Origin of the sequence: Nocardiopsis prasina DSM 43845 (assembly GCF_000341265.1) — a bacterium.
Taxonomy (GTDB): Bacteria; Actinomycetota; Actinomycetes; order Streptosporangiales; family Streptosporangiaceae; genus Nocardiopsis; species Nocardiopsis prasina.
Genome location: NZ_ANAE01000024.1, coordinates 1 through 659, shown reverse-complemented (window position 1 = coordinate 659; position 659 = coordinate 1). Strand labels below are relative to the sequence as shown.

The window sequence follows — 659 nt, the reverse complement described above, 5'->3', positions numbered from 1 at the left end:
GCCCCCCAGCCGGTCGGCACCGATCGCGTTGATGCGCCGGATGTAGCCCTCGTGGTCGAGCAGCACCGCCGGAACGCTCAACTGGCCGAACACGGCCCGCAGTACCGCGCGCTCGTCGTCGCCGTTGGACCGGCGCGGCGCCGCGGCGGACTCCGCCGCCGCCAGCCGCTGCCCGCAGTCCTGCAGCAGCTCCTGGGCGAACCCGAGCTCGGTCAGGGCCGCCTCGGCGGTCTCGGCGGAGTCGTCGGGGTACATGCTGTGCGTGCTCCGCAGCGCCGCCACGCGATCACCCAGTTCGGCGACCTCACGCTGCAGGTCGGCGAGGTTGTCCGGCACGCTTGCACTCCTGACGTGGACGGGTGCGGGGCCGGGCGGGCCCGGCCCCGCCATGACGCTAGCGCATGCGACCGAGCCGGTGGGATCGCGATTAACGTAGAGCCACGGTCCGCCCGCGGGGCCCGGGACACCGGTCCGGACGCCGCAGGGGCACCCGGACCGGAAAGGGGGACGTGCCCATGTGGGTCGACCGCCTCGCGCGCGAGATCGGCGCGCTGGGGCAGGCGGAGACCGCCACACCGGAGCGCGCGCTGGACCGGATGAGCGCGGCCGCCGCCCGCGAGGTTCCGGGGTGTTCCGCGGCGCTCGTGGTCATCTGGCAC

The 659-nt window shown here is 75.1% G+C and carries 2 pseudogenes; one reads left to right on the top strand and one right to left on the bottom strand.

The annotated features are described in order from the left end of the window. Positions 1 to 336, bottom strand: a pseudogene (locus D452_RS27400) (histidine kinase); the annotation flags it as partial. A gap of 179 nt (positions 337 to 515) precedes the next feature. On the opposite strand from D452_RS27400, the pseudogene D452_RS31160 reads away from it, so the two are divergent. After that, positions 516 to 659 (top strand): annotated as a pseudogene (locus D452_RS31160) (antitermination regulator); the annotation flags it as partial.